Raw genomic sequence first — 6,000 nt, forward strand, 5'->3', positions numbered from 1 at the left:
CACCCGCCGCGAATGTCCAACCTGAAGGAGGGACCGCCCGTGCCCACATCGTCACGTGTTCACGATGCCCCGGTGTGGGCGGCAGGGAACTTCTTCGTGAGCGTCATGTTCGCTGCCGTATTGAGTGTCCACGGGCTCATTCACCTGATGGGCGCGGCCAAGGGGTTAGGGGTCGCGGCGATTCCGCTGCTGACGCAGCCGATAAATAGGCCGCTGGGCTTCGTTTGGCTGTTGGCTGCGGCTCTGCTCGTCGGGACCGCAGTTTCCCTCTTCGCCTGGCCGGGTAGGTGGTGGGTGGTTGGTGCCGGCGCAGTCGTCGTGTCGCAGGTCCTGATCGTTACGTCGTGGGCCGATGCCTTGTACGGGACGTTCGCGAACGTCATCGTCCTGGTAGGTGTGGCGCTTGGCTTTGTGGCGCGGGGACCCTGGAGCTTGCGCGCGGAGTACGATCGCGAGAGCTCAAGGGGCCGGGCTCGTGCTGTCGCGACGCCGCTGCTCACCGAGGCAGATCTCGCGCCGCTTCCGGTGGTGGTGCAACGGTATGTCCGTCTCAGCGGAGCCGTGGGGCTGCCCCGCGTGCAGAATTTCCGTGCGCGGTTTCACGGCCAGATCCGCAGTGGGCCCAATGCTCACTGGATGACCTTCACCGGCGAGCAGAACAACGTCTACGACCAGCCATCGCGCCTGTTCCTCATGGATGCCTCGCGGTTTGGTATGCCGGTCCAGGCGTTCCACCGGTTTGTCGGATCTACTGCGACGATGCGGGTGAAAGTTGCATCGGCCGCGACGGTGGTCTCCGCGAAAGGGCCGGAGATGGATGAGGCCGAGACGGTGACGTTGTTCAACGACCTGTGTGTCTTCGCTCCAGGCGTGCTGATCACTCCCGACGTCAGGTGGCACGAGATCGACCAGCACAACGTCGGCGCTTCGTTTACGAATACAGGCCGCCCGTCAGCGCTGTCCTTTCGTTCAACGACCGCGGCCAGCTCACAAATTTCACTGCGGATGGCCGCGGCGCGGCGACTGTGGACGGAAAATCATTCACCAGGATGCGATGGTCGACTCCCTTGACCCACTACCGCACGTTCGGGACGCACCGGCTCATGGGGCGCGGAGAGGGAATCTGGCACGCACCGGCCGGCGACTACTCCTACCTGCGCTTCGTTCTGGACTCGATCGAGTACAACGCAGCAGCACTGGGCAGTCAACGGCCATGAAGGAGCGCCCCCTAACGCTTACCTTGGTGAAGGCATTCCACACGTTGGCCTGGTTCACGATCGAGGCCTGCATGGTCTACGTGCTGTACTCCGGAATCCGGGGACGGTCGGACCGGCGGGCAGGGCTGGCGGCCGCAGTGGTGGCGACCGAGACGCTCATCTTTGCCGCCAATGGTTTTCACTGCCCCCTTACGGGGCTGGCCAAGAGCCTCGGAGATGACACCGGGTCCGTCACCGACATCTTCCTACCGAAATGGTTTGCCAAGAACCTTCCGGCTATCCATGCGCCGCTCATAGTCTTCGCCGCGGGCGTTCACTGGCGGAACCACCGGTCTGCGGAACGAACTCAGCAAAGCAACAGTACGTCACCGTAACAATCTCAATAGGCCTCGAACCTGCGTAATTTCGACTATCGGTACCCGAGGTTTCGCGAGAGTTGCTGGTCGTGCCAGCCATTCAGCAATTCATCGAACATCTGCTGTTCGGGATGGAACAGCTGGAGTCCAACTTGAAGGGTGGCCAGGATTGTCGGCGGGAAGACTAGTGAGTTGGAACAGCTCGATCACCACACAGATCGTAACTGCTGCGGCTGCAATCAGTGCCTTGGACTTCGACGGGATCAGGGGCCGCGGGAATAGACCAGAACCGCGAAGAGGCCATTACTGGCAGGGCCGGTCGACGCCGCATGGCCGAGCGTGCGAATGCTCGACCGAGCATATCGTTCATCAGCCCGGCCGTGCTCAGCAAGCTGCAGAGTACGCACGTTCCCGGTTGCCCGAGAGGACAAGGTCGGATCGGCTACGGCGAAGGCCCTGCTGTCCGGACAGGAACCCCGAGAGCCGCGTTCCGGCGTCGTTATGACGGATAACAGTAGCGTGCAGGAACGGTGTCAAAAGTGCTTCTTTAGTCCCGAAAACCGTCCTGGAATTACGACCGCGTGACCGTAAAAAGGCTCCTCTAACGGTTCCGCGCCGAACCGGCCACAACCCTGTTCTGGTGGACTTTGTGGCTCCTACGCTTGAGCTATCCAACCACTCGAAGGGCGGCACACCTTGAAAAAGTTTCATACCTGGCTGGCAGTCATCGTGTTGGCTGTCGGGTTGGGTTTCCTAGCTCCGGGGCCCGCCTCGGCAACCACGTCCTATTGCGGCCTCGAATGGGGATCGCTGGCAGATTCAAATCCAGCGATGAGTACCGCATCGGTCACCGACGTAAGGACGGGGCAGCACCTCTGCTTCGACCGGATGGTGGTTAATCTCAACGGCCCAGTGGCCGGCTACACCGCCCAGTATGTTCCCCGCGTTGTGCAGGACGGTTCAGGGTTCACGGTCCCGCTGCAGGGCAGGGCCTTCCTCCAGGTGACTGTGAACGCGCCCTCCTACGACAGCGAGTCCGGCAACCTCACGTACAGCCCGGCGGCTAACGCCGAATTGTCCAACGTGACGGGGTACCAGACCTTCCGGCAGGTAGCCTACGCAGGCAGCTTTGAAGGTTATACAAGCATCGGCCTCGGCGTCCGTGCACGGCTACCGTTCCGGGTGTTCACCCTGGACGGACCGGGCTCCGGATCGCGGCTGGTAATCGACGTAGCGCACTTCTGGTGACCTTGGTTCAATGCAACCGGCGTTGAGATAAGCATAGAAAACCAATGAGCGGCGCCCCGCTCCGGAGACATTCCGGGCAGGGCGCCATTCTGTGCCCGCGCTGCAAAGGGAATCCTTCTGGAACTGTCGCGGCTCCTGATGGCCTTTGCACTTCGGCAGCAATCAGGTTCGAAGGCCTGCGTGACCAACTTATCGAAGCCCTCCGGATTTGCCGGCCACGCTGCGGGGGACTCTAACCTCGGATCGTGGTTCCGGGACGGCCAATCATAGAGGTGACCGGAGGGCACGGACGTCCACATACCGCTGATCTACCCGTAGGGTCATTGGACCGGCCACGATTCAGCCGTCCCTGCTGGGCACATACACATAACCCGCTCCATGGGCAGGAAGGATGAGGGCCCCTCCGCCTTTCCCTTGTGGATGGTTTTGCTCTGCTGGTCGGACCAGTCCCGGGCTGGTCGGTCCTCGGTTGGAGTGCGCTTCTGCGTTGTGGGTATCGCCGTGGACTGCTCTGGCGGATAATTTCGGTCATGGCCGTCAGCCCTATATCTTATTCCAGTGCTCTCGGAGCCGGTGATTGTCTTGTCGGTTCCTTCCACCTTGACACCGGTACCGGGAAGTTCGAATGGTCCGAGGCGTTGTTCCGGTTGCATGGCTACAAGAGGGGAGAAATCGCTCCGAGTGTGGAGCTTTTGCTTGCGCATAAACACCCTGACGACCGGGCCCGCGCCGCCGAACTGATCAGCCAGGTAACCCGTGAAGGTGGTTACTTTTGCCTGTACCACCGCATGGTGGATTCCCGCCGACGCGTCCGGCGCGTCCTCACCTGCGGCGAAGGAGTCCTGGACGAGGCTAATCGGGTGACAGCCCTGGACGGTGTGATGATCGATCTCACCGCTACTGTCCGCGTCGAAACTGAACTGGCAGCCCGAGACGCCATCGCGGGTGCGACGGCCAGCCGGACGGTGATCGGTCAGGCGCAGGGAATTTTGATGGGCCGGCTCCTGATCAGCTCTGCTGAGGCATTCAATATCCTTGCCGGGCACAGCAGTCGCACCAACGTGAAGTTGGCTTTTGTTGCGGCCGACCTGGTGCGTGTGGCCGACAGCACGCATGGCTCTGGCGTGCTGGATTCGATTGTCCGCGCCATGCAAGGCACTAACGTCAGATCCGTCCGGGATGTTCCAATCGCGTAGTGAGGGGGAGAGGCTCCCAACCGGCGGGCTGATTCTGAGCAGGGCGCCCGCTGGCCTATGCCCATCCGGCCGGCGGACACCAGACCGGGTCACGGCGGAAGCGCCGGTAGAATACGAAGCAACTGCTCGGCGCGAACGTGAAGACCCCCGGCGGCCGCCGGCCACAATGGCTGGGCCGTAGCCAGCAAGCTCAGCAGTGCGTCCGAGGTGGGCCGCACGCTGCAGCAGCAGATCGACCTCATGCTGGCAGGGGAGCCGCCGATGAACGTGGTGCTCGGCGGCTGACCCGCTTAACCGAATTCCGGGAGCATCACGAGCCGGACCGCGGCATCGACGTCTCCCCTGAGGTCACGGTCCTGGACGTCGGCGGGCAATGACAGTGCGGCATCGAACGCTTTCCGGAACCGGGCGCTGGTGAAGTCGCCTGGCGTTCCGCCCTGGAGCCTCAGGGTCCTTCCCGCGCACACGAGTTCGACGCCGACGACGGTAGCCAGCGCCTGCACGGTCGAATCCAGGCGGGCCGCTCCCACGCTGGCGAAGCTGGCATCTTCTTCCGCCCCCAAGGAGAGGACCACGGTCTGCAGGCTGGCCGGCTGCGCGTTTGCCCGAATGTGTCCCACGGCGGCGGCCGCCACGTACTCCAGCATCATGACGCCGGACTGGCCTGCATTGTCGGCCGCCAGGAACCGGTTGAGCCCGGTGTAGGCAGGGTCGCAGAGCAGGCTGATCCGGCGCAGGTTGGTGGCGCACGCTGCACCGATCGCCAGCTGAGCCGCGTCCAATCGCCGTGCCAGCGTGGTCATCTGGAAAAGTCCGTGATGGGCGACGCCGTTGCTGCCGTCCGCCACCGAACCGAACACCAGAGGGTTCTCGTTACCGGCCACCACCAGTCGTTCCAGCATGGCTTTGAGGGCATCCAATTCCTCGCCCACGGCGCCGAGGGCCTGAGGGAGCGTGCGCAGGCAGTACGGGTCCTGGATCCTGGCCGGGTTGCCACTGCCCTCCACCAGCCTGTGCAGTTCGGCGGCCATGGCGGTGACGGCTGCCGAGTCGGCTGCCCGGCCTACCTCCGGGCCGAACGCCTCCGGGTTGCCGGACATCGCCGTGAAGGACAGCGCGCTGACGGACACCAGGTTATGCAGGAGGGTGGCCAGTTTTTGCTGGGCCAGGACTGCCAGCGCAATGGTCAGGGCGCTGGAACTGATGAACGGCAGGGCGTCCTCGGTGGCCCAGCCGGAAAGCGGTGAAGTGATCTGCCGGCCGTCCATAGTTTTGCGTTCGCCCAGAAGGGTTAGTGCCGTGCCGGACAGGGCCGGGAGGTCGGCGGTGCCGATGCCGCCGTACTCCCGCACCTCCGGCAGGGAATCCGAGTTGAGCATTTCCTGCAGGGCTTCCGCCACAGAGGGGTTGATCCCGGAGGACCCCGCGGCGAGCTGGGAGAGCCTGATGACGAGCATGGCCCGGACGGTTTCCCTGTCGAGGACGTTCCCGGCGTCCACCGCATGGCTCCGCAAGAGGTTGAGCCCGTGCGCATCCGCTGCCCCGGCCGCCTGGTCCAGCGCGACCGAGCGGTTGGCGCCAACGCCGGTAGACCGCCCGTAGACCGGACGGACCAGTGCGGTTGCCCGCGCTGACCGCTGGGATGCCGCCATCCGCTCAACGGCCGACGGCGTCAGAGTCACCCGGGTGCCCCCGGCAGCCACCGCAGCGATGTCTGCCAATGCCAGCTCGCGGCCGTCGATTTCGATCACGGACGATCCTTTCTGTGTTGCTTGAGTCTGACGAAACCCGCCCTCCCCAACCAGGTCGCAGCAGATGTCGTTTTCGCGTCCCATAACGACACTTACTGCTACCTGGTTGGGGGCGGGCGGGGGTTAGTTTGTCTCTTGCATGGGGATGCGGACGCCGCGTTCTTTGGCGACCTCGAGGGCGCGGTCGTAGCCGGCGTCGACGTGGCGGATGACGCCCATGCCGGGGTCGTTG

The 6,000-nt window shown here is 63.7% G+C and carries 4 protein-coding genes and 1 pseudogene; 4 read left to right on the top strand and 1 reads right to left on the bottom strand.

The features are described 5' to 3' along the window. Window positions 1–147: 147 nt before the first annotated feature. From J2805_RS20780 to J2805_RS20795, 4 genes and pseudogenes are all read left to right on the top strand, one after another. Window positions 148–1,217: pseudogene (locus tag J2805_RS20780) on the top strand (DUF6544 family protein). Between the two features lie 26 nt (window positions 1,218–1,243). Next, a complete protein-coding gene (locus J2805_RS20785; RefSeq protein WP_309979678.1) occupies window positions 1,244–1,591 on the top strand; it encodes a hypothetical protein in 348 nt (115 codons plus the stop codon). Between the two features lie 678 nt (window positions 1,592–2,269). Further along, complete coding sequence (locus J2805_RS20790) at window positions 2,270–2,821, top strand: AMIN-like domain-containing (lipo)protein (RefSeq protein ID WP_309979680.1); 552 nt, start codon at window positions 2,270–2,272, stop codon at window positions 2,819–2,821. 530 nt (window positions 2,822–3,351) lie between these two features. Continuing rightward, complete coding sequence (locus J2805_RS20795) at window positions 3,352–4,017, top strand: PAS and ANTAR domain-containing protein (RefSeq protein WP_309979682.1); 666 nt, start codon at window positions 3,352–3,354, stop codon at window positions 4,015–4,017. Window positions 4,018–4,307: 290 nt separating this feature from the next. Here the strand turns inward: J2805_RS20795 and J2805_RS20800 are convergent, their stop codons facing one another. Then, entirely contained in the window at window positions 4,308–5,768 is a 1,461-nt protein-coding gene (locus J2805_RS20800; protein ID WP_309979684.1) for an aromatic amino acid lyase, read from the bottom strand. Window positions 5,769–6,000: the final 232 nt, after the last annotated feature.

It is taken from the genome of Arthrobacter oryzae (assembly GCF_031454875.1).
Lineage (GTDB): Bacteria > Actinomycetota > Actinomycetes > Actinomycetales > Micrococcaceae > Arthrobacter > Arthrobacter oryzae_D.

Coding starts and splice junctions, on each gene's coding strand:
- J2805_RS20795 (WP_309979682.1), top strand. CDS start 3,352: ATGGCCGTCAGCCCTATATCTTATTCCAGTGCTCTCGGAGCCGGTGAT.